The sequence below is a fragment of the Heliomicrobium modesticaldum Ice1 genome (genome assembly GCF_000019165.1).
GTDB classification, from domain to species: domain Bacteria; phylum Bacillota; class Desulfitobacteriia; order Heliobacteriales; family Heliobacteriaceae; genus Heliomicrobium; species Heliomicrobium modesticaldum.
In genome coordinates this window covers 1,943,794-1,969,012 of record NC_010337.2, presented here as the reverse complement: position 1 = coordinate 1,969,012, position 25,219 = coordinate 1,943,794, and the positions used below count along the sequence as shown (strand labels likewise).

Sequence of the window (25,219 nt, the reverse complement as noted above, 5' to 3'; positions counted from 1 at the left end):
ACGACATGCAGAACAACCCTAGTCGTTTGGCGCGCCCGCTCTGACGTTGAGCGAGCCGCCGCGGAGCTCTTAGCGAGCGGAGGCGATACGCACCCTGCCTACTCGTTCATCCACCGAATCGCATCCTTCGCATGATAGCTGATGATCAGATCCGCCCCGGCCCGCTTCATGCTGAGCAGGATCTCCAGGGTGATCCGCTTCTCATCGATCCAGCCCTGGGCCGCAGCCGCCTTGACCATGGAGTACTCGCCGGAGACGTTGTAGACGGCTACCGGCAGGTCGAAGGTCTCCTTCAGCCGGCGGACGATATCCAGGTAAGCCAGACCGGGCTTGACCATGATGATGTCGCAGCCCTCTTGGATATCCAGCGCCGTCTCGCGGAGTGCCTCAGTGCTGTTTCCAGGGTCCATCTGGTAGGAGCGGCGGTCACCCCACTTCGGTGACGACTCGGCCGCCTCCCGGAAGGGACCATAGAAGGCGGAGGCGTACTTAGCCGAATAGGACATGATCGGCACGCCCTCAAAACCAGCCTCGTCCAGACTGTCGCGGATGGCGCCCACCCGGCCGTCCATCATATCAGATGGGGCGACCATGTCAGCGCCCGCTTCGGCATGGGAGACGGCTGTTCTGGCCAGGTAATCGAGAGAGGGGTCGTTGAGGACGCAGCCGCCATTGACGATGCCGCAATGGCCGTGGTTCGTGTACTGGCAGAGGCAGACATCAGTGATGACGTACAGCTCGGGGCAGGCGTCCTTGACCGCCTTGACCGCCTCCTGGACAATGCCGTTGGGATCATAGGCGCCAGAGGCCACCTCATCCTTTTCGGGCGGGATGCCAAACAGCTCCACCGCCCGGACGCCGGCTTTGTAAGCATCAACCGCCTCTTTGACGATGTTGTCGACAGAGAGCTGGCATACGCCCGGCATGGAGCTGACGGGATTGACGACGTCTTTCCCCGGAACGGCGAAGAGCGGGTAGATCAGGTCTTCCGGACGAAGATGAAATTCCCGCACCATGTCGCGCAAAACCGCCTTCTCCCGCAGGCGCCGGGGCCGCTGAATGGGGTAGCCGGAAAGGATGTGTTTCATCCCCTTGATTCCCTCCCAATCAAGATCAGGTAAGGTCACGCAAGCATCGCCTTCATGCTGCCGGTTACTCGGCGATGCCGATCTCCTCGTCCGTCAGGTAGCAAGCCGGATCGGACTCCCAGAAGTCGCCCGTGACGGCCTCGGCGCGAGGACGGAAGTTACCGTTGCAGACGTTCAGCCACTTGCACTTGGCACAGCGGCCTTTGAGCAGGGGCTTGCGGTCCTTCAGGCCGGCCAGGATGGGGTTGCTGGCGGTGTCAGTCCAGATCTCTTTAAAGGGCCGTTCCTTCACGTTGCCGAAGGTATGATTCTGGGAGAACTGATCGGGGTGGACAAAACCTTGGGAATCGACGTTAGCGAAGGCGATTCCGGAGCGGTTGCCGCCGTTCAGTTGCATCAGCTTCCAGATCTTCTCGGCCAACTCGGGGTTCTTATCTTTCGTCTTCAAGTAGAGGTAGACGATGTCGGCGTGGTTATCCACAGTGAGCAGCTCGCAGTTGAAGCCGCGGTTGAAGAAGTCGACAGCCTTTTCCATGAGCAGGTCCATGAAGGCGCGCGATTCGGCATGGCTGACGTCTTCTTCGGTCATGTTGCTACCGCGACCCGAGTAGACCAAGTGATAGAAGCAGACGCGAGGGATCTTCTCTTCTTCAATCAGGTTGAAGATATTTTCAATATCGTTAAAATTGTGGCGGTTGATGGTGAAGCGCAGGCCGACGCGCTGACCGATGGCCAGGCAGTTGCGGATGCCGGCCAAGGCGTCTTCGAAGGCGCCTTTCTTGCCGCGGAACTTGTCGTTGTTCTCACCGATGCCATCGAGGCTGATGCCCACATAGCCGACGCCGTATTTCTTGATCTCCTTGGCCACGTCAGGCGTGATCAAGGTGCCGTTGGTGGAGAAGGTGACGCGGATGTTACGCTTGGTGGCATGGGCGACCAGGTCGAAGATGTCGGGGCGCATGAGCGGCTCGCCGCCGGAGAGCAGCAGAACAGGCACATTGAAATCGGCCAGGTCATCAATAAACCGGATTGCCTCTTTGGTCGTCAATTCGCCGGGATATTCGATCTCGTCCGAGTCAGAATAGCAGTGGATGCAGTGGAGGTTGCAGGTCCGGGACACGTTCCAGGCCACCACCGGCCCGTAACCGGCTACGGCGCCGTCGCGCTGCCCTTTGGAACCATGGGCATAACGCAGGCTGTCGCCGAAGTTTTCTACGCCGCAGAGCAGTTTACTTACCCCGATCATGGTGTTCCTTCCTCTCCCGTTTTTCAATCAAATGAAAAACTAAATAAATTTATTAGACAATAAGGGCAAAAATCGTCAATTGCAGGAAGCCTGTTACCGCAGCTCCGTCATCGCCGGGCGCCAAAACAATATCAGCCTGCGCCTTTGCTAGACTTGCCGGAAAAAAGGCTTCCCCCCTCTGTTTGGAATAAAGCCGTAGGGGCTGGTTCGGCGAAGGATGCCTCCGTTGCGCTCACTCGTGGATGCCCCAGTGGGACAGCAACGCCTTCATCAGACCGGGAATGGTGTATTCGGTGGCCTCCACGTCCACAGGCAAGCCCAGTTCTCGCATCGTATCGGAGGTGATAGGGCCGATGGAGGCCATGGTCACGCCTTCGAGCAGCGCATTGCGCTCAGCCACATCTTCTACGCCGAGCATGTCGACAAAATTGCGAGCCGTAGAGGAACTGGTGAAGGTGATGGCGTGGATCAGCTTGTCTTGCAACATCTGGCGGAGGAGAACAGCGTCGCCGCCGCCGCGGACAGTCCGGTAGGCGACCACGTCGTCCACCTGGGCGCCAAAGGAGGCCAGCGCTTCAGGGAGGATCTTGCGGGCAATGTCGGCCCGAGGTAGCAGCACCTTGCGGCCCTGCCAATCATCGAGGTTTTTCAACCCTTCGATGATGGCCTCGGCGCGGTATTCTTCCGGCACGAAGTCGGTCTTCAGGCCGAACTTCTGCAGTTCCTTGCGGGTTTGGGGACCGATGGCGCAGAGGCGGATGCCGCAGAGCTCGCGGATGTCGTGACCGACGGCGAAGAAGCGCTCAAAGAACCGCTGTACACCGTTGGGGGATGTGAAAATGATCCACTCATATTCATGAACCTTGGCGATGGCTTCTTCCAGCGGCGCAGGATCCTCCGGTTCTTGGATATCGATAGTGGGGAACTCCCAGGGCTCGCCACCCATTTCTTCCAGGCGGGCAGCGAAAGCCGACGCCTGCTGGCGGGAGCGGGTGACAACGATGCGCTTACCGAAGAGCGGTTTCTCTTCCAGCCAGGCCAGTTTCTCGCGCAGCTTGACTACTTCGCCGACGATGATGATGGCCGGGTTCTGGAAGGCGGCTTCTTTCGCCTTCTGGGCAATATCAGCCAGGGTGCCCGTCAGGGTGCGCTGTTCCGGCCGCGTGCCCCAGCGGATCAGGCCTACCGGCGTTTCCGGGCTGCGGCCGTGTTCCATGAGCTTCGCGGCGATATGGGGCAGATTGCCCATGCCCATCAGGAAGACGAGGGTGCCGATGCCGGTGCTGATTTTGGCCCAATCGATAGCCGAGTCTTCCTTGGTAGGGTCTTCGTTGCCGGTGATGACGGCGAAATTGGAGGTGAAATCGCGGTGGGTGACGGGGATGCCGGCATAGGCCGGTACGGAGATGGCCGAGGTGATGCCGGGGACGATTTCAAAGGGGACGCCGGCTTCGCGGAGCACCTCCGCTTCTTCGCCGCCGCGACCGAAGACGAAGGGATCGCCGCCTTTCAGACGGGTGACGATCTTACCTTCCAGGCCTTTGACCTTGAGGACCTCGTTGATCTCTTCCTGTCTATAGACATGCTTATCCGGCCCTTTGCCGACAAAGATCAGCTCGGCGTCAGGCCGCGCATAGGTGAGCAACCGGTGACCAGCCAGGCGATCGTACACAAGCACCTCGGCTTTTTTGATGCACTCCAACCCTTTCACGGTGATGAGGCCCGGATCCCCCGGTCCGGCGCCGACCAGATAAACCTTCCCTACCTTTTGCTTCATCGCAGATCCGTCTCCTGTCTTACTTGGATTAATATCTCTCTGGCCCCCTGTTGCAGCAATTTTTTGGCCAGACGGACGCCCGCTTCTTCGGGATCAGCCGGATCGCCCTCCACACGGTCGCGGCAGATCGTTCTGCCATCGAGGGAGGCGACGACACCGTCGACGATGAGTTTGCCGCCTGACAAACGACCGAGCGAACCGATGGGAACCTGGCAACCGCCCTCCAGGGTGCGAAGCAGCGCCCGTTCGGCGCGAACACAGAGGGCCGATTCGGCGTGGTTTAAGGCGGCCACAAGTCGGCCGATCGCTTCGTCGCCTTCGCGGATCTCGATGCCCACGGAACCCTGACCGACAGCCGGCAGGCACATGTCGACGGGTATGTATTCAGTGATCTTCTCGGCCCAGCCGAGGCGCTTCACACCTGCTGCAGCCAGGATCAGACCGTCGAGGTTTTGTTCTTCCATCTTGCGCATCCGCGTCTGCAGGTTGCCCCGGATGTCGACGAGTTCCAAGTCGGGCCGCACCTTCCAGATCTGGGCCTTGCGGCGCAGGCTGGCCGTGCCGACCTTCGCGCCCCGGGGCAGCTCTTCAAGACCGCCGCCGTTGCGGGAGATCAGGATGTCGCGGCAGTCCTCGCGGACGCAGATGGCGCCGATCGCACAACCTTCGGGTAAAAGGGTAGGCAGGTCTTTCATGGAGTGGACGGCCATGTCAATCTCGCCATTCAGCATGGCCACTTCCAATTCCTTCGTGAAGAGCCCCTTGTCGCCGATCTTGGCCAGGGCCACGTCGAGGATCTTGTCGCCCTTCGTCTTGATATGCTTGACTTCAAAGGCTTGCTCCGGATAGAGCTCCTTCAATCGTTCAAGCACCCAGTGGGTCTGCCAGAGGGCGAGGGCGCTGTCCCGGGTTCCGATGACAACGGGTCGTTGAAGTGCTGACATTACGGCTGACTCCTTCTATCAGATTGATCGTCGCGGCCTTTGGACCGCTGTCCGGCGATCTCGAGAGAAAAGAGGTTTTGCAGGATCTCTGAGTAGAGGTGACCTTCCGGGCCGGCCGCATAGTGGCGGATCTGGGTGATGGGGTCATGGAGCAGTTGTTTGACAATCGATGATGCCATGGCGCCGATGATCTTCTGGTCTTTTTCAGAGAGACTTTTCAGCTTCGCTAAGACGCGCTCCAATTCTTTCTCCCGGATCGCCTCCCCTTTGTTTTTTAGCGCGACGATGGTGGGTACGACAAAGAGAGAATTGAGCCACTTGAGAAACTCGGCGATCTCCTGTTCCACGATGAGTTCGGCTTCGGAAGCCGCCTTTTGGCGTTGGGCCAGGTTCTGGTCGACGACGCTCTGCAGGTCGTCGATATCGAAGAGATGCACAGCGGGCACGGTGGCCACGGCGGGATCGATATCCCGGGGAACAGCGATGTCGATCAAGAAAAGCGGGCGGTCGGGACGGGTGCTCATGACCTTTTCCACCAGTTCGCGCCGGATGACGTAGTGAGTCGCCGCCGTGCAGGAGATGACGATGTCGGCCTCCTCCATCCGCGCCGCGATCTCGTCATAGGAGACGGCCTTGCCACCGCAGCGGCGCGCCAGTTCCTCGGCCCGTTCGCGGGTGCGGTTCGCCACGAGCACCGTCGTGACACCGTTGGCGATCAGGTGGGTCAGGGTGAGTTCGCTCATCTTGCCGGCGCCCAGGATCAAAGCCGAGCGGCCTTCCAAGGTGGTAAAGACCTGTTTGGCCAGCTCAACGGCTGTATAGGAGATGGACACGGCATGCTGGTCGATGCCGGTCTCTGTGCGGATGCGCTTGCCGACGGTGATAGCCTGCTGAAACCAGGTGTTTAGGATGCTGTTAGAGGTTCCTGCCTCACAAGCCGCCTGGTAGGTTCGCCGGACCTGGCCCAGGATTTGTGTCTCGCCGAGCACCATCGAATCGAGACCGGCAGCGACGCGGAAGAGATGGCGGATGGCGTCATAGAGGGTGTGCGTATAAAAGAAATTGGCGAATTTGTCTGCTTCCAGCTTGCCCGACTGGGTGAAAAAACGGCGAACGGCTGCTAGCCCCTTTTCAATGTCTGTCGTTGCCGCGTAGATCTCCGTCCGATTGCAAGTAGACAAAATGGCGCAGCCTTCAATGGCCGGTTCCGCGTGAAGGCGGCGCAAGGAATCGATCAGGATATGCTCCGGGAAAGAGAGCTGCTCCCGGATCTCTACCGGCGCCGTTTTATGGTTTAAGCCTACGACGAAGATAAACACTTGGCAATTCGCTCCTTGAGGGCTTGTTCGTCGCCTGCTTGGATGCACTCCAGCAGTCCAGCTTCAGCCAAGGTCTCGAAGATCGCCTTGCGCCGGGCCGGGTCGGGAACCTCGCGCAGCACCTGCTCGCGGAGGCTTTTCATTATCCGCAAGTACTCGCCATACTCCTCGCCAAAGGTCGCCTCCAGTTTCTCGCGGACGCGACGGGCGATGGCCGGGCTGCATCCGTTGGTGGAGATAGCGATGGTCAAATCTCCCCGCCGGACAACGGCGGGCACGAAAAAATTGCAAAGTTGCGGGATGTCGACTGCATTGATCAAAATGTTGCGCTGTAAGCAGTCGCGGGCGACCTGCTCATTGACGGTTGACACATCGGTGGCGGCGATGACGACCATATATCCGGCGGCATCTCCATCCTGATACTCGCGCAAGTGGCAGCGAAGTTTGCCTTCGTCCACCCAACGTTGAATCTCCGGCGTAAGCGCCGGGCTGATGACGGTGACGCGGGCACCCACCTCCAAAAGGGATTCGATCTTTCGCTCGGCCACCTGACCGCCGCCGACGACCAGGCATGGTTGCCCCTCCAGCCTTAGCAGCAATGGATACAACAGCATAGCCCCTTTCTCTACCCCGACGGTAAAGGAATCTCCCATCGCAGGATGCTATCTCTCTCCGATCCTATTTACCGAGCCGTCATCTGAAAAATGCGCCGAAAGAGTCACCAATTTCCACGAAGCGTTCACAATGAATGATCTATTCACTCGCGTAGGTATGCCAGCCGCTGAGGAAATAGTTAACACCGAAATAGGTGAACAATACGGCCAAAAATCCGATGATCGCCATCCAGGCCGCGCGCGAGCCGCGCCATCCGTACGTGAACCGGGCATGCAGGTAGGCGGCATAGACGAGCCAGGTGATCAGCGACCAGGTCTCCTTCGGGTCCCAACTCCAATAACGGCCCCAGGCGAATTCCGCCCAAATGGCGCCGGTGATGATGCAGAGCGTCAGGAAGGGAAAACCGAGGGCGATCAAGCGATAGCCGATCTCGTCTAATTTTTCGGAAGCAGGAAAAGCGGCGGCCAGCCCCCGCGTAGCGCCGCTTTTTTCTGAAGCAACCTTCCAGAGATACATAAGTCCGATGCCGAAAGAAAAGGCAAAAGCGCCGTAGGCGATCATGGCCGTTGTCACATGGATGGTCAGCCAGTTCGACTGCAAAGCGGGCATAAGCGGACGGGCGGCCCGCTCTGCCGGTGACATATCGACGGCCACATAGGCCAAGAGCAGCCAAGCGGTAGGGATGACAAAAGCACCAGCGACGGGGACTTGAAACTTCCGCTCGGCAAAGAGATAGACAAAGGCGATACCCCAGGAGAAAGCCAGCAGAAACTCATAGCCGTTCGTCAGAGGCACATAGCCGGCAACGATCGAGCGCATCGCCAAGGCTGCCGTGTTGACAACGACGCCGGCCGCGGTGACATAAAAGGCGATGCGGGCCAAGGCAGGCTTGCGCAGGACCAGAAAGCAGATATATAGGAAAGCAGCGAGGCCATATGCGGCAAAGGTGGCGTAAAAAAGCAGGTTTTCTTCCATGCCCATGATCGTTATGCCTCCATTCCTTTCCTGTCGGTATGGCAATAAGGCTCAATGAGTCTTTGAAACTCGTCGGCAAAGGCGATCTTGTTTTTCGCAGCCGTGCCGCCTACATGGAGCCGACTGCCGCCCTCGCGCGCCTCGACGACCGCCCGCACCTGACGGTGGAAGATGTAGAAGGAAAGGGCCAGCCCGATCAACAGCCATGCGCAGCCAAACCAGACGATATTGACACCGGGATCCCGGCGGATCGACAGGCCGGTGTAAGGCTTGTACTGGGGAAAAGTGACCTCGGCCAGGCCGCCGGCGATCGTCTCTGCCTTGCCGATCTCAGCCGCCCGCGCGTCTATCTGCTGGCGTCCTTTGTAGACGACAAAGACGATGCGGGGGTTATGGGGTTCACTCGATTTGGAGATCATCCCCCGCGCCGGATCGAAGTCAGGGATGTACTTGTAGACGAGGACCGCCAGGTCGGTTCCGGCCACAGGAATGACGTCGCCCTCTTCGACCGTATAGGCATGTCCCTCTGGATCATTCTTCGACGTGATTTTTGCAACAATGTGGGATCCATAAAAAGCCTGGTAGACCTTATACCCACGGTATTCCAGCGGGTCGTTGACCTGGATCTCCTTGGTCATGATCTCCCGGCCGTTTTCCAGCAGTGTGAGATTGCTGAACCAGTCGGCGATAGTGCCGTCTTCCCGGAAGACGGTTCGGAAGTCATTGACCTGGATCTCCAGGTTCTCATCTTTGGGCAGGCCCGGTACATCGGCAAAGCGAAAGGTCTTGCCCACCTCCGCCGGCATACGCCCCTCTTCTCCGCCATAGAGACCGACGACCCCGCCGATGAGGATGACCAGCATGCCTACATGGGATAGCAGTGATCCCCAGAGACCGAACCGCCCCTTGTCGGCGTATATGTAGTGTTTGCCGTCACGAGATTCAGAAAATACGCGGTAACCGAGGCGCTGCCAGAGTTCGGAAACATGGCGGGCCAACTCGTCGACAGGCTCAGGGCGTTCCGTCGCCAGCCCGCCAACCGACTCGGCGCCAGTAGGTAGCGACGGACGGGAGAACTGGCGCCAGATCCCCGGTGCCCGGTTGAAGGTGCAGATGAAGAGGTTCATCGCTAACAAGAAGAGCAGAATCATGAACCAGGAACTGTGGTACATGTCGATCAGACCGAGGGCGCTGTAGAGCGAGTACAAGGAACCGTATTGTCGGGGATCGCCGTTCTGCGGAATGACTGTGCCGATAATGGAAGCGACGGCGATGAGAAGCAGAAGGAACAAGCCGAGCTTCATGGAACTGAAAATATCCCAAATTCGATCCACAAGTCCTCTGTTAGTTCCGGAGGCATCTTCCCGTTCTTCCTGGGATTGGATCAACCTTCCTCACTCCTTCAATTCTCAACGTAACCTATTCTAGCACATCCCCCTAGAGGGAAAAAGGATATCCGTCACGTTTTAATAGGTTCGCTTTTCGATGTACTCGGCGATGACCGCCAGGGTGTGCCGCGTCGGGATGGCCGGAAGGCGTGTCAATTCCTCTTTCGCCTTGTCCAGGTAGCGGCGGGCGATGATCTGGCTGCGTTCGACGGCACCGGTCTCTTTGATGAGCTCGATAGCCCGGTAAACCTCATCCTGACTTTTTTCCTTCTTGGCGACCAGGGTTCGCAACGCCAGATCAGGGCTCTCTCGGAGCGCCTCCAGGATCGGCAGCGTCATGATGCCCTGGCGAAGATCGGAACCGATCGGCTTGCCCAGTTCTTTTTCATCGGCCGTCATGTCCAGGATGTCGTCGGTGATCTGGAAGGCCATGCCCAGGTGATGGCCATACATTTTTAAGGCCCGCACCGCCGAGGGATCTGCCTTGACGGCCATAGCGCCCAGTTGGCACGATGCGGCGATCAGGAGCGCCGTCTTCCGCTTGATCCGGTAGAGGTAGTCCCGGAAGGTCTGATGGACATCATAGGTGGCCTCCATCTGCTGGATCTCACCCTCGCACATCTCCACGCTGATCTTCGCCAGCACCGCCGTCATGGCAGGATCGTTCAACTCAGAGATCAGCAGGAGCGATCGGGCAAAGAGGTGGTCTCCCGTGTGCAAGGAGATGCGGTTACCCCAGCGCGCCCGGACGGTCGGGATGCCCCGGCGCGTCTTCGACTCGTCGACCACATCGTCATGAACGAGGGTGGCCATGTGGATCAATTCGAGGGCCACCGCCAGCGGCAGCAATCGCTCCAAGGCGTAGTTGTGAAATTTCCCGGCCAACAACACGAAGGCAGGCCGCAACCGTTTCCCGCCCGCATGAAGCAGGTGGCTCGATGCGGCGGTCAGTGTCGGCAGGGACGTGTCGACGTACTTTTGCAATTCCGCCTCAACCTTGGCCAGGTCGGCTTGGATCTCATGAAATAATTGAAACTGCATGCTGTCACCTGCTCCAATAACATGAATAAAGACACGCCGGTTGAGACGTGCCCTTACAGATCAGTTGTCCTTTGAAGGAGCATCCCCTTGGGTATCGCCCTTCACCGGGGGCTTTGCCTTCAATTCTTTTGTCTCTTCCCCGTCATTGCTGACAGCGCTTTTGAACTCATTGATCCCGCGACCCAGGGATCGGCCAATCTCAGGGAGCTTGCCCGCCCCAAAAATCAGCATGGCCACGACGAGAATCAATAACAGTTCCGGTATGCCTAAGGAACCCAACACCAAGCACCTCCCTGGCCAACGCCCGCGGGGACAGGCCAGTTCTTTCATTAAATTGGCTCGTTTGCAACGCGATTATGACGCAGTCCGCCGGGAACAGGCCGGCGATCGATGGTCGGGCCTCCTGCACGCTTCTTTGAGGGTATTATCGCACAATGGACGAGCGCTGTAAAGAAAGGGCCTTCGCGAAGCTTTTTCTGTCGAGGTAGCATTCCTGCCGGCGCGGCACAGATTCGCTGGCTATTTGGGAAAAGCTGGCGCTTGGTATAGGTTCCGATTCCAGCCAGTAACTATGAAGCGAAACCTTGGGAAGCAAAAATGAAAACGTCAAAAAAGGTGAAACGACCCTATGCGGACGGAAGGAGACGTTCTATGTCTTATCTCATGATTCCTCCCGGCGGCCATCAACTGCCGCCCCTCCCCTATCCTTACAACGCTTTAGAACCGGTGATCGGTGCGGAAACGCTGAAGCTCCACCACGACCGCCACCACTTGTCCTATGTGGAAGGATTAAACAAAGCGGAACGCAAACTGGTCGAAGCGCGCCAGCAGAACGATTTTTCCCTGATCAAGCACTGGGAGCGCGAGTTGGCTTTCCACGGTTCCGGTCACATCCTGCACAGCCTCTACTGGGCGATCATGGCCCTGCCCGGACGGGGCAGGCAACCAGGGCCCCATACGCGCGGCCAAGTGACCGCCTATTTCGGTAACCTCCGCAGTTTTCAAGAGCAGTTCAGCGCCGCCGCCGCGACTACATCAATGCCTGGTGGCAGTTGGTCAATTGGATCGAGGTGGAGACGCGCCTGCTGCTGGCCATGCAGGGTCAATTGCCGCTCATCCCGGGTAGTTACCGTTAAAGGGCCGACGAAAGACCAACGCCTGAAACAGGAAAGCCCGCAGGATCGCGGGCTTCTGGTCATTTCGTTGGTCATGGGCTGCTCAGGGCGATCTCCGGGCCCTAGCGCGGAGGCCCTTTGTCATTGCAATTCAGCCGGGACTTCCGTTTCCAGCATCGAGAAGCCGCAGCCGCCGCAGTGGACACATTCATGGGGTTGGTGCACACACATCAGCAACGGGTCGATCTCCGGGGCGGGAAAGATCTTGACTACCGCTTGCGTCATCTCAAGCGCCTCCTTGTCTCATTCTCATGCTCCGTCTTTTCTTGTCCGCCACTTTGTGAATGTGTTAATTTTCTTTTATTATAGGATGGCGCTGCAATATTTTCAAGTCTTTTCGCAAAAATGGCACGCCCCTTTTTCAAAAAATACTGTATCCTTCCCCATCAAAGGCCGGTTCGCTGAATGAGGCAGGCGGACCTGCGCCGGAACTTCCTTTAAGAGCAACATTCCGTCAACTTGTGCAATTTGTCATTTACTTTTCCTATCATCTCTCGTATAATATCCGGTGGTCTGCCAATAGCCGAGTAATAACGCGAGGGGATTTGTCCAGATGAACAAGTATGATGTGGCAATTATCGGAAGCGGACCTTCCGCGATTTTCGCAGCCTACGAACTTGTCGTCACATGTCCGTCCGCCCGAGTGATCATCCTGGAAGCGGGCAGCGATATCTACTCCAGGAAATGCCCCATCGCTGAAAAAAAATCGTCCCGTTGCGTCAAGTGCAACCCCTGTGATATCATGCGCGGTTTCGGCGGTGCCGGCGCCTTCTCTGACGGCAAGTATAACTTCACCACCGAATTCGGCGGATGGCTCCAGGAGTACCTGCCGGCGCAAGACGTGATGGACCTCATCGAATACGTAGATAGGATCAACCTGCACTACGGCGCACCTTCCGACCTGTTCAGCACTGAAAAGAGCACTATCGGTAAAAAGGCCCTGGCCCATGACCTGCACCTGCTCCACGCCAAGGTGCGCCACTTGGGCACCGAGAACAACCTGCAGATCCTGAAGAACCTCTTTGAATATCTCCACAAGAAAGTGACCCTCCTTTTCCGGACACCCGTGTCCGCCATCATCCCGAACGAAAAGAGCTTCCTGCTGGACATTGGAAAACCGGAAAAGATCGAATGCGACTACCTGATCGCCGCCCCCGGTCGAGCCGGTTCGGAGTGGTTCGCCAGCCAGTGCAAGCACCTGAGCCTGTCTCTTTTCAACAACCAGGTCGATGTGGGCGTCCGCGTTGAGATCCCCGCAGAGGTGTTCCAGCACATCACCGATGAGGTCTATGAAGCCAAGCTCGTCTACCGGACCAAACAGTACGGCGACTTGGTCCGCACCTTCTGCATGAACCCTTACGGCTACGTGGTGGCCGAGAACACCGACGGTATCATCACCGTCAACGGTCACAGCTACCGTGATGAGAAGTTGCACAGCCGCAACACCAACTTTGCCCTGCTGGTGAGCAACCGCTTCACCGAGCCCTTCAACGAACCCCACCAGTACGGCAAGCGGATCGCCTCCTTCTCCAACCTGCTCGGCGGCGGCGTCCTCGTCCAGCGTTTCGGCGACCTCGTCAAAGGCCGCCGCACCAATGAGCACCGCCTCGCCCAGAGCTTCACCAAGCCGACCCTGAAAGCCGTCCCCGGCGATCTCAGCCTCGTCCTCCCGAAACGCCACCTGGACAACATCGTTGAGATGATCTACGCCCTCGACAAGATCGCCCCGGGCATGGCCAACAATGACACCCTGCTCTACGGCGTAGAGGTGAAGTTCTACAGCTCTCGCCTGAAGTTGACCCATCAGTTGGAGACGCAGATCGCCAACATGTTCGCTATCGGCGACGGCGCCGGCGTGACCCGTGGCCTTTCCCAGGCCAGCGCCAGCGGTGTCCATGTGGCCCGGGTGATCGCAGCGCGTCTCCAACGGTAATCAGAATCGGACAGAATCCAAAAATAAAGAGAATCGGAAATAATCGGAGTCCCGAAGCCTGAAAGCCTCATCGGAACCTGTCACAACATGAAGCCGGATGCGATAAAAGCGCATTCCGGCCTTATCTTTTTTAAGGCTCCTCTCCCCTGTTGAGGTACGACGTCTCCTTGAAAAACGAATTTCCTAAAAAAACATACCCCATACCCCTATACAGTACAAGCATGATGGTGCTATAATATCGACGACATCAAAAGAAGGAGGTATAACTGTGCAACAGAAGTATAAGAGCATCGCCTTCCTCATCCCGCTGGCCTATCTCTCCCTGGGTCTCTACTATCCTATCTTCGGCTACGCAATGGCCCTCTGCATGGGCACAGCCATGGTCCTCGCCGCCTCGGACGGACGCAAATGGTGCGGGTCCCTCTGTCCCCGCGGCCTCCTTTACGACAAATTCCTCGGTTTCAACCGGAAAAAGCCTGTACCCGCCTGGCTGAAATCGAAACATGCCCGCAACATCTTCTTCGCCGTTTTCATGTCTGCCTTTATCTGGCGGCTCAGCCTGACCGGCGGCGACCTCTACAAGATCGGTTCTGTCTTCATCACCATGGGCATTATCTCGGGGACCATCGGGCTCGTTCTGGGCATCCTCTACAAGACCCGCTCCTGGTGCGTCATCTGCCCCATGGGCGTCATGTCCAGTTGGGTGGCTGCCCTGCGCGGTCGCGCCGGTGCCATGACCATCGCCGCAGACTGCAAGGAATGCCGGATCTGTGAACGCAAATGTCCCATGCAAATCCCCATCGTCAGCTACAAAGAGTCCCAGGTGGCCCCCATCGCCGATGCCGCCTGCATCCGTTGCGGCGAATGCGCCAGCGCCTGTCCGCGCGGCGTGATCAAGCGAAGCGGTGTCGATACGAGCACAAACCGTCCCGCCCAGGAATCGGTTTAACAGGCCAACGCAAAAGCAAAAAATAGCGCCCTGCCGCAATGCTCCCGCGGCAGGGCGTTTTTTTCGCTTCTTGACCTTCTTCATCAGATTCGAATGATCGGTTTCGATACCGTCCTCACCTCAAGGACGCCCGTATCGGGAAAGGCCTCGATCGTCCGGCCATGACTCCCTCCTGTATCCTCAGCCACGAGCGGGATGCCGAGCTTGCGCAAAGCCTCCTTGCAGGCCTCGATGTTGCGCAGGCCGATGCTTTTGGCACTGTCTTCAAAGCTGAACATACGGGCGCCGCCGGCCATCTTCGCCTTCAATCGGGTGCGCGAAGCCCCGGCTTGCACCAGCATATCGACCAATTCCGGCACGCCTGAGTCGGCGAACTTGGCCTTTTTGTAGGTGCTGGTCCGAGCCAGTTCCGTCGACGGCAGCATCACATGGACCATGCCGGCGATTTTTCGCACGTCGTCAAAGAGGGTGACCCCTACGCAGGAACCGAGGCCCAGCGTGCAGATCGAATCGGGCGCTTTGGCGATGTTGGAATCGGCGATACCGACTTTAATGACTGCCATAGCGGTGTACTCCCAAAGCAAAAAAGATTCTGCTGAACGCCTCTGGATCGGGCAGCAGGAAGATATGGCCCGTTGCGCCCTGGACCTTTTCGTTCCCTATCTCCACGCCGGGAGAGATCTCCCCATCGATCAGGATAGCGAAGTCGCTGCTCTTTCCCGTTTCCATCAACCCGAAGCTCAGGATCGCCCCTGCCATGTCGACGCAGAGGGAGGGCACGCTCGTCCGCAAATCAAAACCGGTGAAATCGGAGAGGGCCGTCAAGTAAGAGCCCGAGAGGATGTTCCCCACCTCCTGAAGCACAGACTGGGCCATGTCGGAAAGCTCCTCACTCTCGCCTGATTCACCGGTCACATCGCGCACCAGCGCCCTGCCTTCGGCGGCGCCCATCACAAAAAGCATGTTGCCGGCGATATCGCCTTCGATGCGGGAGAAGACGGTAGCTACCAGGTTTTCGGCGCCGCCCACATACTCGGTGATGTCGTTAAAGGGCAGAGAAAGCACCCGGTTGACGCGCATATCGACCGGCTTGCCCAGCAGGCGCGACAGTGCCGTCGCCGCATTTCCGGCACCGATGTTGCTCACTTCCCGCAGCACATCGAGATGAAAGTCGCTCATATCCCGGATAAAGTCCTGCATAGATTTCACCTCAACTATCTCGGCGGTCACCGGATGACCTCGCCGATCCGCTTGTCGGAGACTTTGATATGGTTGACGATCCAACTGACCAGCAGTTCACGGACCTGGTCCAGGCGTTCCTGGCTCAACCCTTTGTCGAGCAACTCCTTATTAACGTCATAGACCATTTTAATAAACCAGTTATGTTCTTCCCGATGCTTTTTGAAATCGTCATAGCCGTTGCGGAGCATGATCAACTCTTCCGCACCGAAGTGTTGAATCGTATAGCCGATCAGATAATTGACCGTTTCCTCGATTTTACGGTCGTCCCGGCATTCCACCGCGTCGACAAAGGCGTTAACCCGTTCTACCAGTTTCATATGCTGATCGTCTATGATGCCTATCCCGATGGACAACTCGTCCGTCCACTCCACTCTCATCGGTCGACTCCTTTCCTGTTCCGTTGTTCAAGCGGATCTGAAGTGTAAACGCCGGGCATGCAGCAGTCATGATTCGTCGTACTGTGATTATAGCATACTTTGGATTCGGTTCTGTACCACCTGTTTCAGTTCAGGTAAGACTAACCTGCGAAAGGCTTTCATGACCATAAAAAAAAGCGAGGCCGCAAAGGCTCGCTGTTTTTTATGCATCTTTCCCAACCCTTTCCCCTGTTCTTGTCACGGCACATCTCTTATGGGGGCGTCTTCCCCTCCGGCTTCGGCCTCTGCTCTCTTCTTCGGGCCGATCCAGCGGGCGATCCAGATGCTGATCTCATAGAGCAGATACATGGGCGCCGCCATAAGGGTCTGGGAGATCACATCCGGCGTCGGCGTGAAGATAGCGGCGATAACGAACATGAGCAAAAGCGCATACCGACGGTATCTCGCCAAGAAATGGTGATCGACAACACCGAGGCGGACGAGGAACATCAGCACCAGAGGCATCTGAAAGACAAGGCCAAAGGGGAGGATGAACCAGAGCGCGAAGGAGAGGTACTCACTGATGGAGATCATGGGTGTAAAATCGCCAAAGGTGATCAAAAAGGTCACCCCGATGGGGTAGACCGTGTAAAAGGCGAAAAGGACGCCTAATACCAACAGCAGCACCGAGATAGGCAGGATGATGTAGACCCACTTGCGCTCATGGGGATAGAGTGCCGGCATGACGAAAGACCAGATCTTCCATAAGATGACAGGCGAGGCGACGATCAACCCCGCAAAAAAAGACACTTTAATTGAGGCGAAAAAACCTTCCGCCGGTCGGACGATGACCGGCTTGATCCCCAGGTCCCCCATCGGTTTCGTCAGCAGGGCGATCAATTCTTGGTTCCAGTTGTAGGCCACAACCGTGCCCGCCACGGCGGCCACCAGCACCCAGATCAGCACCACCCGTAACTCTTCCAGGTGTTCCGTCAAAGGCATTGTTTTTTCGTCGTGATTAGATTCCGTCATGGGGCCGGTCGCCTCCTCAGAACTCCCGGAGAATCCGGTACAGGGTATCGCGCTGGGCCGGACGCTTGCCTGCGTCACCGATGGCCCGCACAATCTCGTCCATCGGGACGCGATGCGTTACGCCGGCGGCCCGGACGACGTTTTCCTCCAGCATGGTGCCGCCGAAGTCGTTGGCGCCGAAGGCCAGGGCCACCTGGCCCATCTTGGCGCCCTGAGTGACCCAGGAGGCCTGGATGTTGGGAACATTATCGAGCATCAGGCGAGAAAGGGCAAGTGTTTTCAGGTATTCGACCCCCGTCGTGCCCGTTCCTCCCAGATCGGTATGATCTGGCTGATAACTCCAGGGAATGAAGGCGGTGAAGCCGCCTGTCTCGTCCTGCGCCTCCCGCACCCGGATCATGTGCCGGACTCGCTCTTCAGGGCTTTCCACGGAACCGTACATCATGGTGGCTGTGGTGCGCAAGCCGAGGCGATGGGCTGTCTGCATCACGTCCATCCAGCGCCGCCAGCCGATCTTGCGCGGGCTGATCACCTGCCGCACCCGGTCATCGAGGATTTCGGCCCCGCCGCCAGGTATCGAGTCGAGGCCGGCAGCATGGAGCCTGCCGATGACCGCCTCCAAAGACAGGCCTTCTTTTTCAGCCAGGAAGACGATCTCCGGCGGAGAAAAAGAGTGGATATGGATGGGAAAACGGGCTTTGACCGCCCGTAAGAGTTCCTCAAACCAGGCCAGCCCCAGGTCGGGATGGATGCCGCCTTGCATCAGGATCTGGGTGCCGCCGACAGCGACGGTCTCCTCGATCTTCTGGAAGATCGCCTCTCGGGAAAGGACATAGCCCTCCGGGTGGCCCGGCGGGCGGTAAAAAGCGCAGAATCGGCAGCCGGTGACACAGATGTTGGTGTAGTTGATGTTGCGATCAATGACGAAGGTCACTCGACCGTCGGGGTGGAAGCGCTCGCTGACCTCTCGAGCGACAACGCCCAAGGGAATCAGGTCAGCCTCTGTCAAGAGGACGACACCCTCCTCCAGGCTGAGCCGTTCGCCGCGGCTGGCCTTGTGCAGGATACGCCGCCAGTCCGAACCTTTTGCAAGGCCGCTTTGCCAGGGATTTTCCCACGTCAAGGAAACCCCTTGCGTGCCGGAGTTTTCCTGCGGCAAGGCATCTCCTTTTTCTTTATCCTTCATCTTGACCCCACACCCTCAACCTCACCGGCCCGGGCAGGACGCCGACCTTCGCCGCTTCGGCGAAAAAAGTTTCCGCCGCATGCTGGTAGAGGTTGTCCAGATCATAGCGGATCGTCTGGAAGTAATCCTGCAGCAGCTCGATCGGGAACTCGTAACGCCGCCGCGCCTCAACGAGCACCTCCTGCAGGTTTTTGTCAGACCAGTTGCGAGCCTGGCGGAAAGCCTCTGCCACCCGGTCGATCTCGCCAACTTGACGCTTCACGTAGTCGTGGCGGATGGCCCAGAGGGCATAGACCATAGGCAGGCCCGTCATCTCCTTCCAGACGAGGCCGAGGTCGATCACGTCATGGAGCCCGAGCCTGCCGAGACCGCCCTGCCGCAACGCTTCCGCCGCCCGCAGCGCGTCATCGCCGATGAGCAGGGCTGCCGGATGATCGGCCAGCATCGAGGTGAGATCGGGCGGCTGGGGAGAGAGGGCGCAACGGATGCCGTAATGGCGCTTTAAGAGGACTTTCAGAAGTGCCACCGAGGTGGCTGATGATGTAGTCACAGCCAGCGTCTCCCCACTCAATTCCCGCACCGGACGGCGTATAAAGAGCAAGATGGAAGCCACCCGCCCGTCGGCGCTGATCGACACATCGGGCAGCACCCAGCCGGCCTGGGGTTGTCCGGCGTAAGCGATCGAGGAGATGGGCGTGATATCCAGCTCCCCTGTCAAAAATTTTTCATTCAAGAAGGCCGGAACGCCGCGGACGAAGTCAGCCGTCAGGGGGACGGCGCCCGACTCAAAGGCGTAGTAGATGGGCAGCACATTCAAATAGTCAACCCGTCCCAGACGAATCATCATCAAAACTCCCTGCGCACGACATTGTAGAGGGTGTCTCGCTCCAGGGGGACGCGCCCGGCGGCGCGGATCAGGGCGACCAGTTCGCGGCGGGTCATGACCATGCCCGCTTCGGCACCGGCGGCGTGGGTGATCTTCTCCTCCACCACGGTGCCGTCGATGTCGTCGACACCGAAGGCGAGGGACACTTGGGCCAGCTTTGGCCCGATCATGATCCAGAAGGCCTTGATATGGTCGAAGTTGTCGAGCATCAACCGCGCCACGGCGAGGACCTTCAGGTCATCATAGCCGGTGGTGCGGGAGAGACCCCTATTTTCCAGTTCCGTATTTTTCGGGTGAAAGGCCAGAGGGATGAAAGCCAGAAAACCGCCCGTCTTGTCCTGCTGCTCCCGCAGCCGGATCAGGTGGTCGACCCGTTCTTCCAGCGTCTCGATGTGGCCGTAGAGCATGGTGGCGTTCGTCTTCATGCCCAGCTTGTGGGCCTCGCCGTGTACCTCCAGCCAACGTTCGCCGGAGATCTTTTTCGGACAGATCTCCTCACGGACGCGGGGGCTGAAGACCTCGGCGCCGCCGCCCGGCAGGGAGTCCAAGCCGGCCTCCCGAAGGATCTCCAGCACCTCCCGCACCGATTTGCCTGTCTGCTCTGCGAAAAAATCGATTTCCACAGCCGTAAAAGCCTGGATGATCGTATCAGGCATGATCGCCTTGACCCGTCGCAGCATATCCACCTGGAACTGGAAGGGCACATCAGGGTCGAGGCCGCCGACGATGTGGATCTCCGATGGTTTGGCCGCCAGGGATTCGCGGACCTTCTCCTCGATCGTCTCCAGGTCCATCAGGTATGCCCGCTCAGTGCCCTTGTCGACGCCGAAGGCGCAGAGCTTGCAGCGGTTGACACAGACGTTGGTCGGGTTGATGTGGCGGTTGTTGATGAAGTAAACATTGTCGCCGTTCTTGCGCCGGCGCACCAGGTCGGCCAGGTAGCCGATGGTCAGCAGGTCATTCGATTCAAAGAGGCGCAACCCCTCTTCCTTGGACAGGCGTTCCCCTGCCTGCACCTTGGGAATCAGATCGGCCAGAGGACTGCGGGAAAAGTACTCTTCCAACTGTATCACCCCGTTCTAGTATTCGCCGGCAAAGCTTTTCGGAACGGTTCGTCATTTTCGGTCATCGACCACAAGTGGGGAACCCTCATCCGTTCAGAAAAAGATGTCCAACAAGGTGAAGAGAAACATAGTCATGCTGATGTAGCCGTTCATGGCGAAAAAGGCGGCGTCGAGACGGCTCAGATCATGGGGGGACACCAGGGTATGCTCGTAGACCAGCAAGCCGGCCGATATGGCTACACCGACGTAGTAGAAGGTCCCTAAGCCAAGCATGAGTCCCACGGTCACCAACAATAACGGCGCCAGGACATGGAGCAGCCGCGAAATCATCAGCCCCCGGGCGATCCCGAAGCGCGCCGGAATCGAATAAAGCCCCTGGGCGCGGTCAAAGTCGACATCTTGGCAGGCATAGATGACATCAAAACCGGCCGACCAGAAGAGCACGGCGAAGGCCAGCACGACGACGGTTGGGTCGACGGAGGCGTTGACACCGATCCAAGCGCCCATAGGCGCGGCCCCCAGAGCCAGGCCGAGCACAAAGTGACAGGCCCAGGTAAACCGTTTCGTATAAGAGTAGAGGACGAGCACAAAAAGGGCCAGCGGCGACAAGAGCAAGGCCGTCGCATTAAGCATGGCCGCCGAAAACAACAGGAGGGCGAGGCTGAGGGCCACATAGATCCAGGCTTCGCCGACGCCGATGATCCCTCGAGCCATGGCCCGGCTGGCGGTGCGCGGGTTTTTCCGGTCGATATGGCGGTCAATCAGCCGGTTCAAGGTCATGGCCGCTGTCCGCGCTCCCACCATGGCCATGGTGATCCAGAAGAGGACCGGCCAGTCGGGGACGCGGATCTGGGCCAATAGCGCGCCCATGTAGGCGAAGGGCAGCGCGAAGATGGTGTGCTCAAACTTGATCATTTCCAGGAACGTGCCGACCCGTCCCAGAGCGCTTGTTGAATTTGACAAGATGTCTCCCCTCCTGAGAGGAAGCGGCTCGTCGGTGTGAGCGCGATAATTCTCTTTCTACATGAGTACTGCCTGCTTAATCGAGTCCGTATTCCTTCCAACGCCGCGCTACCCGCTCACGCACCTCCGGCGACATGACCATCACCTCAGGCCACTCGCGGGTATGCCCTTCCGACTTCCACTTGCGGGTGCCGTCGATGCCCATCTTGGAGCCGTAGTGAGGCAGCGGCGCCGCATGATCGAGGGCGTCAACGGGTCCGTCGACGAACATGATATCCCGGCGCGGGTCGATGTTGTTGAAGAGCCGCCACCAGACCTCGCTCATGTCCTGGACGTTCACATCCTCATCGACGACGACGATCGTCTTGGCGAACATCATCTGCCCCATGCCCCAGAGAGAGCACATGACCTTGCGGGCATGGCCGGGGTATTTCTTTTTGATCGACACGACGACCAGGTTGTGGAAGCCGCCCTCCCAGGGCAGGTTCATATCGACCACTTCCGGCAAGACCAGCTTCATCAGCGGCAGGAAGATGCGCTCCGTCGCCTTGCCCAGGTAGCTGTCCTCCATGGGCGGCCGCCCTACCACTGTCGCCGGGTAAATCGGGTTTTTACGGTGGGTCACACAGGTGACATGAAAAACGGGATAGTAGTCGGCCAGCGAGTAGTAGCCCGTATGGTCACCGAAGGGGCCTTCCCAGCGCAATTCCTCCGGATCGACGTACCCCTCCAAGACGATCTCGGCATGGGCCGGCACCTCGATATCGATGGTCTCGCACTTGACCATCTCGACTGGGCTTTTGCGTAAAAAGCCGGCCAGCAGCATCTCATCGATCCCCGGCGGCAGCGGCGCCGTGGCCGAATAGGAGAGGACAGGATCGCCGCCGAGCGCCACAGCCACCTCCATCCGCTTCGACTTGCCTTTCGCGTCGGCCATGTGCTGGGCGCCTTGCTTGTGCAGGTGCCAGTGCATGCCCGTCGTATTGCGGTCGTACACCTGCATGCGGTACATCCCTACGTTGCGCTTGCCTGTGACCGGGTCTTTCGTGAAGACCATGGGCAGCGTGATGAAGGGCCCACCGTCATCAGGCCAGGTCGTCAGCACAGGGATCTTCGTCAGGTCGGGGTCGTGGTCGATGACCTCTTTCACCGGACCGGTGCGCACCGTCTTGGGCAAAAAATTGCCGATCTGGGCCAACTTCGGCAACGCCTTCAGCTTGTCGAAGAAGGAAGCGGCCGACACGTCCGGCAACTGCAAAAAGCTCATGATCTCGTCGCCGATCTCGTCGAGGTTGTTGACGCCCAGAGCCAGGTGCAGCCGCTCATAAGAGCCGAGGGTGTTCGTCAGAACAGGCATGTCCGAGCCCTTCACATTCTCGAAGAGCAAGGCCGGACCACCCTGTTTGCCCACCCGGTCGGTGATCTCCGATATCTCCAGATAGGGATCGACCTCAGCGGTGATCCGCTTCAGCCAGCCCCGCTTCTCCAGTTCATCGATAAACTCACGGATGTCGCGAAAAGCCAAGCTATGATTCCTCCTCGCATTTGCTCCCTGCCGTTCTTCCCATCGGTCTGCGCCTCTTATGTTCATATCGGCGATAAGGTTAGATTCCCCGTTTTTCCGACAGACAAGGAAAAACGGAGAGAACGCCCTCAGAAACGGCAGGACGACTCTCCGGCGCAGATGGGGGTCAAGGGGTTCAGGTATCCGGTTTGAAACCGACGTGAATGGCGGCGACGCCGCCGAAGAGGTTATAATAGCGGACCTTTATCAGGCCGATCTCCCGGAAGACGGCACTCAACTCCTCCTGAGAGAGAAAGGCCTGTGCCGACCGGGCCAGCCAGGCATAAGGACCCTGCTTCCCCACCGACAAGCGGTCGATGACCGGAACCAGTCTGTCCACATAAAAACGGTGAAGCGGTTTCATCGGCCATGATTGGGGCTTCGACGTTTCCAGCGAAACGACGGTTCCGCCCGCCTTGACGACCCGCGTCATCTCCCGCAGGACCTGGCGGAAATCGGGCACATTGCGCAGACCGAAGCCAATCGTGGCCGTGTCGAAGCGGTTATCCGGAAAAGGCAGCGCCATGGCGTTTCCCTGGATAAAGTCGATCTGACGGGCCAATCGTCCTTCCCGCTGCTTTTCCCGGGCCACGGCCAGCATGTCTGCGTTGAAATCGAGGCCGACCACCGATCCCCGCGCGCCGACCCGCTCGGCCAGCGCCTGGGTCAGTTCCCCGGTGCCGCAGCAGACGTCGAGTCCAGCGCCGCCGACGGGAAGTTGAGACAAGGCTGCCGCTTTTCGCCGCCAGCGGGTATCGGAATTGAAGGTCATCACCTGGTTCATCAGATCGTAACGAGCGGCGATGGCGGAAAAGGTGGATTGAATAAACCGTTCCTTCTCTTCCGCAGACCGGAACTCCTCCGCCATTATGTCAACACACGCCTTCCTCTTGCTGTGTTCTTTAGCTTGCGCTCCCCCCGCTATTTTATATTACCGGAGACGCATCTTCAACGAGATCATCGCCTGCAGCTTCGGTGCGCACGTCGAAAAGCCGCCAGACAATCGGCGGCTTCATCGAGTCGTTCCTTTCTTCACACAACAACCACCCTGGGTTTCATGATGCCTTCGAGGATCGGCTTTTCCGAGGGCAACTTCAAGCCGTCCGCCCGGACACCGCCATGCAACTGGGACAAGAGTACCCGGAAGGCTTCAGCCATCGCCCCTTGGGGGAGCGCCTGCAACGCCTCCATCGCTTCATCCAGCCATTCAACAACCTCGTCAGATGTAGCTGCCAGAATCCGGCAACCGGCCAACAGTCCAACTGCTCGTCCCAACTGCTCCAATGCAACCACCTGTCTCGGCGAAGCACCGCAGATCTCACCAGCGACCCGGCAAGCCAATAGGGGCAGACTGGCGAATTCCATCTCGCGCATCGCTCTGATATGCTCATCGGTGGCGAATCCCGGTTCAACCAACTCTTTCCGGAGGACGCCGCCCTCATGAACGCGGCAGACTGTCCGGGAGATGGGCGTCAGATACTCCAGCAGCTCCCCTTCGCAGAGAAGGGAGAGAAACTGACAGTAATAAAGATCGCCGACAAGCACGGAAAAAGGAATCGTCGCCTTTTCCAGGTGCCGAAGGACTCTGCCTTCATCGGGAATCGTCCGGTGAATATCAGTCCCTGTCTGAATAAACTGGACAGCGCTTGCCAGACAGTTGGTCTTAAGGCTCGGGGTACCGAACATGCGCGCCGTGAGCAGTACCAGAATGGCCGGAAACAGCTTGTACACATCATAAGAACCCAACCCCATGAAGCGAAGGTGCTGCTTAGAGATAAGGGGCATCCGGTCATCAAGACGGGCCCGCACCTTCGACAACTCAGGCAGGATGGACTCCCACATTCGAATTGACATAGGAAAAACACCCCTTTCCGGCCGGCAGCGATATTATAATTCTAGCACACCTGTCAAAATCCTGCCCTAGTAGACGTCTGGATAATAAAAAAAACAAAGCCCGCCAATCCACTAAGGTTTGTAAGGCTTTCGTCGAATCTTTTTTCTGTTCCCGCCGCTCTTGTCATCTACCCTTCGATTTTTTCCTTGATGGCGAGGAGCATCGACCGGGAGTTCTCTCTCACCTTTTTCATCAAGAGGGGATGCAGTAAGGGTCCCAGCATGGGGATGCCCAGATCGAAGTCGACAGTCAGCGTCACATGGCAGCCGCCTTCCGTTGCTTGAAATCGCCACTCCCCTTCAAAGCGCTTCACATCGCCGCTCACCTGCCGGTAGACGATCCTCCCCTCATCAGGATAGAACTCGTCTCGTTCACGCCAACGGAAGCTCCGCCCGTCGACGTCGGTTTCCCAATCAGTCAAGGTAAAACCGTCACCGCGTTCGACGATCCGGACGGCGCGAACATCTCGCATGAACAGAGGATAATCCTCCATCCGACTGGCCAAAGCATAGACATCGCCCACGGTTCCTCTGATCCACAGGCTTTCCTCCACGCAAGGCATCAGGACCGCTCCTTCCTTTT

Annotated in this window: 25 protein-coding genes; 3 read left to right on the top strand and 22 right to left on the bottom strand. The window is 58.2% G+C overall.

Going from position 1 to position 25,219, the window contains the following annotated elements:
- Window positions 1-98: 98 nt before the first annotated feature.
- From hemB to HM1_RS08815, 10 genes are all read right to left on the bottom strand, one after another.
- The gene (gene hemB, locus HM1_RS08860; RefSeq protein ID WP_012283027.1) at window positions 99-1,088 is read right to left on the bottom strand and encodes a porphobilinogen synthase; all 990 of its coding nucleotides are present in this window, start codon (window positions 1,086-1,088) and stop codon (window positions 99-101) included.
- A gap of 64 nt (window positions 1,089-1,152) precedes the next feature.
- Entirely contained in the window at window positions 1,153-2,334 is a 1,182-nt protein-coding gene (gene nirJ1, locus HM1_RS08855) for a putative heme d1 biosynthesis radical SAM protein NirJ1 (protein WP_012283026.1), read from the bottom strand.
- A gap of 232 nt (window positions 2,335-2,566) precedes the next feature.
- A complete protein-coding gene (cobA, locus tag HM1_RS08850) occupies window positions 2,567-4,111 on the bottom strand; it encodes a uroporphyrinogen-III C-methyltransferase (protein WP_012283025.1) in 1,545 nt (514 codons plus the stop codon).
- Entirely contained in the window at window positions 4,108-5,055 is a 948-nt protein-coding gene (gene hemC / locus HM1_RS08845; protein ID WP_012283024.1) for a hydroxymethylbilane synthase, read from the bottom strand. The genes cobA and hemC overlap by 4 nt, the downstream gene beginning before the upstream one ends.
- Complete coding sequence (hemA, locus tag HM1_RS08840; RefSeq protein ID WP_012283023.1) at window positions 5,055-6,374, bottom strand: glutamyl-tRNA reductase; 1,320 nt, start codon at window positions 6,372-6,374, stop codon at window positions 5,055-5,057. Before hemA ends, hemC begins: the two co-directional genes overlap by 1 nt.
- Window positions 6,356-6,988 carry a precorrin-2 dehydrogenase/sirohydrochlorin ferrochelatase family protein gene (locus HM1_RS08835; protein WP_012283022.1) on the bottom strand — a complete coding sequence of 211 codons (633 nt, stop codon included), beginning with the start codon at window positions 6,986-6,988 and terminating at the stop codon, window positions 6,356-6,358. The genes hemA and HM1_RS08835 overlap by 19 nt, the downstream gene beginning before the upstream one ends.
- Window positions 6,989-7,127: 139 nt before the next feature.
- Window positions 7,128-7,970: a c-type cytochrome biogenesis protein CcsB gene (gene ccsB, locus HM1_RS08830; protein WP_012283021.1), complete on the bottom strand. Its 843-nt coding sequence runs from the start codon at window positions 7,968-7,970 to the stop codon at window positions 7,128-7,130.
- A 5-nt stretch (window positions 7,971-7,975) separates the two neighbouring features.
- Window positions 7,976-9,352, bottom strand: coding sequence for a cytochrome c biogenesis protein ResB (gene resB / locus HM1_RS08825; RefSeq protein WP_012283020.1), 1,377 nt, complete (start codon window positions 9,350-9,352; stop codon window positions 7,976-7,978).
- A gap of 78 nt (window positions 9,353-9,430) precedes the next feature.
- Window positions 9,431-10,393, bottom strand: coding sequence for a polyprenyl synthetase family protein (locus HM1_RS08820; RefSeq protein WP_012283019.1), 963 nt, complete (start codon window positions 10,391-10,393; stop codon window positions 9,431-9,433).
- Between the two features lie 60 nt (window positions 10,394-10,453).
- Window positions 10,454-10,675, bottom strand: coding sequence for a Sec-independent protein translocase subunit TatA/TatB (locus HM1_RS08815; protein ID WP_187147765.1), 222 nt, complete (start codon window positions 10,673-10,675; stop codon window positions 10,454-10,456).
- A gap of 369 nt (window positions 10,676-11,044) precedes the next feature.
- On the opposite strand from HM1_RS08815, the gene HM1_RS16590 reads away from it, so the two are divergent.
- The 3 genes from HM1_RS16590 to HM1_RS08800 all read left to right on the top strand — a co-directional run bounded on the left by HM1_RS16590 (window position 11,045) and on the right by HM1_RS08800 (window position 14,450).
- Entirely contained in the window at window positions 11,045-11,977 is a 933-nt protein-coding gene (locus tag HM1_RS16590; protein ID WP_012283017.1) for a superoxide dismutase, read from the top strand.
- Window positions 11,978-12,121: 144 nt separating this feature from the next.
- Entirely contained in the window at window positions 12,122-13,501 is a 1,380-nt protein-coding gene (locus tag HM1_RS08805) for an NAD(P)/FAD-dependent oxidoreductase (protein WP_012283016.1), read from the top strand.
- 268 nt (window positions 13,502-13,769) lie between these two features.
- Window positions 13,770-14,450, top strand: a complete 681-nt coding sequence (locus HM1_RS08800) for a 4Fe-4S binding protein (RefSeq protein ID WP_012283014.1) — start codon at window positions 13,770-13,772, stop codon at window positions 14,448-14,450.
- A gap of 83 nt (window positions 14,451-14,533) precedes the next feature.
- Here the strand turns inward: HM1_RS08800 and HM1_RS08795 are convergent, their stop codons facing one another.
- The 12 genes from HM1_RS08795 to HM1_RS08740 form a co-directional block, all read right to left on the bottom strand.
- Complete coding sequence (locus HM1_RS08795; protein ID WP_012283013.1) at window positions 14,534-15,013, bottom strand: chemotaxis protein CheD; 480 nt, start codon at window positions 15,011-15,013, stop codon at window positions 14,534-14,536.
- Complete coding sequence (locus tag HM1_RS08790) at window positions 15,000-15,650, bottom strand: chemotaxis protein CheC (protein ID WP_012283012.1); 651 nt, start codon at window positions 15,648-15,650, stop codon at window positions 15,000-15,002. Before HM1_RS08790 ends, HM1_RS08795 begins: the two co-directional genes overlap by 14 nt.
- A gap of 26 nt (window positions 15,651-15,676) precedes the next feature.
- Window positions 15,677-16,069: a bacteriohemerythrin gene (locus tag HM1_RS08785; protein ID WP_012283011.1), complete on the bottom strand. Its 393-nt coding sequence runs from the start codon at window positions 16,067-16,069 to the stop codon at window positions 15,677-15,679.
- A gap of 237 nt (window positions 16,070-16,306) precedes the next feature.
- A complete protein-coding gene (gene tatC, locus HM1_RS08780) occupies window positions 16,307-17,080 on the bottom strand; it encodes a twin-arginine translocase subunit TatC (protein ID WP_012283009.1) in 774 nt (257 codons plus the stop codon).
- A gap of 16 nt (window positions 17,081-17,096) precedes the next feature.
- Window positions 17,097-18,266: a cyclic dehypoxanthinyl futalosine synthase gene (mqnC, locus tag HM1_RS08775; RefSeq protein WP_012283008.1), complete on the bottom strand. Its 1,170-nt coding sequence runs from the start codon at window positions 18,264-18,266 to the stop codon at window positions 17,097-17,099.
- Window positions 18,256-19,110 (bottom strand): menaquinone biosynthesis protein, encoded by an 855-nt coding sequence (locus HM1_RS08770; RefSeq protein ID WP_041315244.1) that lies wholly within the window; start codon window positions 19,108-19,110, stop codon window positions 18,256-18,258. The genes mqnC and HM1_RS08770 overlap by 11 nt, the downstream gene beginning before the upstream one ends.
- Before the next feature lie 2 nt (window positions 19,111-19,112).
- Entirely contained in the window at window positions 19,113-20,216 is a 1,104-nt protein-coding gene (gene mqnE / locus HM1_RS08765) for an aminofutalosine synthase MqnE (protein WP_012283006.1), read from the bottom strand.
- A gap of 93 nt (window positions 20,217-20,309) precedes the next feature.
- On the bottom strand, window positions 20,310-21,179 hold the full coding sequence (locus HM1_RS08760; protein ID WP_012283005.1) for a UbiA-like polyprenyltransferase: 870 nt from the start codon (window positions 21,177-21,179) through the stop codon (window positions 20,310-20,312).
- A 76-nt stretch (window positions 21,180-21,255) separates the two neighbouring features.
- Window positions 21,256-22,704 (bottom strand): menaquinone biosynthesis decarboxylase, encoded by a 1,449-nt coding sequence (locus tag HM1_RS08755; protein WP_012283004.1) that lies wholly within the window; start codon window positions 22,702-22,704, stop codon window positions 21,256-21,258.
- A 175-nt stretch (window positions 22,705-22,879) separates the two neighbouring features.
- Entirely contained in the window at window positions 22,880-23,611 is a 732-nt protein-coding gene (locus tag HM1_RS08750; RefSeq protein ID WP_012283003.1) for a demethylmenaquinone methyltransferase, read from the bottom strand.
- A gap of 164 nt (window positions 23,612-23,775) precedes the next feature.
- On the bottom strand, window positions 23,776-24,597 hold the full coding sequence (locus tag HM1_RS08745) for an isoprenoid biosynthesis enzyme family protein (protein WP_012283002.1): 822 nt from the start codon (window positions 24,595-24,597) through the stop codon (window positions 23,776-23,778).
- A gap of 167 nt (window positions 24,598-24,764) precedes the next feature.
- A complete protein-coding gene (locus HM1_RS08740) occupies window positions 24,765-25,199 on the bottom strand; it encodes an aromatase/cyclase (protein ID WP_041313639.1) in 435 nt (144 codons plus the stop codon).
- Window positions 25,200-25,219: the final 20 nt, after the last annotated feature.

Bases quoted from the DNA above. Each gene is read 5' to 3' on its own strand.
- hemB (WP_012283027.1), bottom strand. From the start codon at position 1,088: ATGAAACACATCCTTTCCGGCTACCCCATTCAGCGGCCCCGGCGCCTG.
- nirJ1 (WP_012283026.1), bottom strand. From the start codon at position 2,334: ATGATCGGGGTAAGTAAACTGCTCTGCGGCGTAGAAAACTTCGGCGAC.
- cobA (WP_012283025.1), bottom strand. From the start codon at position 4,111: ATGAAGCAAAAGGTAGGGAAGGTTTATCTGGTCGGCGCCGGACCGGGG.
- hemC (WP_012283024.1), bottom strand. From the start codon at position 5,055: ATGTCAGCACTTCAACGACCCGTTGTCATCGGAACCCGGGACAGCGCC.
- HM1_RS08835 (WP_012283022.1), bottom strand. From the start codon at position 6,988: ATGCTGTTGTATCCATTGCTGCTAAGGCTGGAGGGGCAACCATGCCTG.
- ccsB (WP_012283021.1), bottom strand. From the start codon at position 7,970: ATGGGCATGGAAGAAAACCTGCTTTTTTACGCCACCTTTGCCGCATAT.
- HM1_RS08820 (WP_012283019.1), bottom strand. From the start codon at position 10,393: ATGCAGTTTCAATTATTTCATGAGATCCAAGCCGACCTGGCCAAGGTT.
- HM1_RS16590 (WP_012283017.1), top strand. From the start codon at position 11,045: ATGTCTTATCTCATGATTCCTCCCGGCGGCCATCAACTGCCGCCCCTC.
- HM1_RS08805 (WP_012283016.1), top strand. From the start codon at position 12,122: ATGAACAAGTATGATGTGGCAATTATCGGAAGCGGACCTTCCGCGATT.
- HM1_RS08795 (WP_012283013.1), bottom strand. From the start codon at position 15,013: ATGGCAGTCATTAAAGTCGGTATCGCCGATTCCAACATCGCCAAAGCG.
- HM1_RS08790 (WP_012283012.1), bottom strand. From the start codon at position 15,650: ATGCAGGACTTTATCCGGGATATGAGCGACTTTCATCTCGATGTGCTG.
- HM1_RS08785 (WP_012283011.1), bottom strand. From the start codon at position 16,069: ATGAGAGTGGAGTGGACGGACGAGTTGTCCATCGGGATAGGCATCATA.
- tatC (WP_012283009.1), bottom strand. From the start codon at position 17,080: ATGACGGAATCTAATCACGACGAAAAAACAATGCCTTTGACGGAACAC.
- mqnC (WP_012283008.1), bottom strand. From the start codon at position 18,266: ATGAAGGATAAAGAAAAAGGAGATGCCTTGCCGCAGGAAAACTCCGGC.
- HM1_RS08770 (WP_041315244.1), bottom strand. From the start codon at position 19,110: ATGATTCGTCTGGGACGGGTTGACTATTTGAATGTGCTGCCCATCTAC.
- HM1_RS08750 (WP_012283003.1), bottom strand. From the start codon at position 23,611: ATGGCGGAGGAGTTCCGGTCTGCGGAAGAGAAGGAACGGTTTATTCAA.
- HM1_RS08745 (WP_012283002.1), bottom strand. From the start codon at position 24,597: ATGTCAATTCGAATGTGGGAGTCCATCCTGCCTGAGTTGTCGAAGGTG.
- HM1_RS08740 (WP_041313639.1), bottom strand. From the start codon at position 25,199: ATGCCTTGCGTGGAGGAAAGCCTGTGGATCAGAGGAACCGTGGGCGAT.